At 64.1% G+C, this 1,617-nt stretch carries 3 protein-coding genes; 1 reads left to right on the top strand and 2 read right to left on the bottom strand.

All coding sequences use genetic code 11. The features are described from left to right. Together JCM9942_RS15480 and rpoE are read right to left on the bottom strand one after the other, a co-directional pair. On the bottom strand, positions 1–280 hold a 280-nt coding region (locus JCM9942_RS15480; RefSeq protein ID WP_425478363.1), incomplete at its 3' end, for a sigma-E factor negative regulatory protein. Positions 281–306: 26 nt separating this feature from the next. Next, entirely contained in the window at positions 307–927 is a 621-nt protein-coding gene (rpoE, locus tag JCM9942_RS15475; RefSeq protein ID WP_054660742.1) for an RNA polymerase sigma factor RpoE, read from the bottom strand. Between the two features lie 239 nt (positions 928–1,166). Here rpoE and JCM9942_RS15470 point away from each other — a divergent pair. Then, positions 1,167–1,617: enoyl-CoA hydratase/isomerase family protein (locus JCM9942_RS15470; RefSeq protein WP_172675157.1), on the top strand; the 451-nt coding region annotated here is incomplete at its 3' end.

Raw genomic sequence — 1,617 nt, 5'->3', positions numbered from 1 at the left:
CGGTCTGCCGCGGCGCCATGCTGACCGGGCCGTACTGACCGATGTCGGCCGCGATCGCCTGACGAACCTTGAGGCCAAAATCGCCCGGAGCCGGCGCACAGGCCTGGCCACGCAGCGCATCCCCCAGCAGCTGCCAGCGCTCCTGGCAGCCGGAAAGTTCATCGTCATGCTCGATCCGGCGCAGCATGAAGCGCGCCTCGTCGGGCGCCAACTCGCCATCCACCAGCGCCGACAGCTGCTGCCGGTAGTGGGCGTGGAATTTGTCGACAGGGGTGTCCATCAGCTCGGGAATACGGTTGTCGGGGTTCATGCGCGACTCCGCTCACGGGTGGCGCTGGCGGTATCCAGCAAAGGACGCAGCTGGGCATCGATGGCCTCGCGCGCACGGAAGATCCGCGAACGCACCGTACCGATCGGACATCCCATCTTCTGCGCGATTTCCTCGTAACTCATACCTTCCACCTCTCGCAACGTAATGGCCGAGCGCAGCTCTTCGGGCAACGCATCAACCGCCTTCATCACGGTCTGTTCCAGCTCCTGCCGCATCAGTTCGCGTTCGGGCGTATCGGTATCGCGCAAGCGGGTCCCACTGTCGAACTGTTCGGCATCCCCGATGTCGATGTCGTCCGTCGGCGGTCGCCGGTTGTGCGCGGCCAGATAGTTCTTCGCCGTGTTTACCGCGATCCGGTGCAGCCAGGTGTAGAACTGGGCGTCGCCGCGGAAATTCCCGATGGCGCGATAGGCGCGCACGAAAGTGTCCTGGGCCACGTCCTGACATTCACTCCAGTCGGCGATGTAACGCCCGATCAGCGCGATGACCCGATGCTGGTACTTGCGCACCAGTACATCGAATGCCGCACTCTCGCCGCGCTGCACACGCCGGACCAGTTCCAGATCCAGCTCCTGCGGTGTTTCAACCTCGGCCATAACGGGCCGCACTCCTGTCAGCCCAACCGACGTCGGGCAATGAGACCGCTGCTCGCGGTAAAAGTTCAGTCCCCTCGCCGGAAGGGGGCGCACCGGCTTTTAACTCCCGTTCGGATAGCGTGTACAGGAGTGCCAGACGGCGCGAGCGCATCACATACCCAAGCATTGGGATTTGACGCCGGGGAAACAACCTCTGGATCATAGCGATCTTCTCCATACACAACCGGATGGAACGTCCCATGCTTTCAGGCTTCGATGGGCTCCGCTTCAATCATTGGCACACCGAACTGCGCGAAGACGGCATCGCCGTGCTCAGCCTCGACCGCAAGGACAGTCCGGTCAACGCCATGTCGCAGGACGTGCTGCTGGAACTGGGCGATATCGTCGAACGCCTGGCCATCGATCCACCCAAGGGTGTGGTGGTGCGCTCGACCAAGCCGGCCGGGTTCATCGCCGGCGCCGACCTGAAGGAATTCCAGGAGTTCGACCGCCGCGGTACGGTCAACGACGCCATCCGTCGTGGCCAGAACGTCTACCAGAAGCTGGCCGAGCTGCCCTGCCCGACTGTCGCCGCGATCCACGGCCATTGCCTGGGCGGCGGCACCGAGCTGGCGCTGGCCTGCCGCTACCGCGTGGCGTCCAATGACGCCTCCACCCGCATCGGCCTGCCGGAAACCCAGCTGGGCATCT

This window comes from Stenotrophomonas pictorum JCM 9942, from assembly GCF_001310775.1.
Taxonomy (GTDB): Bacteria; Pseudomonadota; Gammaproteobacteria; order Xanthomonadales; family Xanthomonadaceae; genus Stenotrophomonas; species Stenotrophomonas pictorum.
This window is presented reverse-complemented; position numbering and strand designations above follow the sequence as displayed.

Coding starts and splice junctions, on each gene's coding strand:
- rpoE (WP_054660742.1), bottom strand. CDS start 927: ATGGCCGAGGTTGAAACACCGCAGGAGCTGGATCTGGAACTGGTCCGG.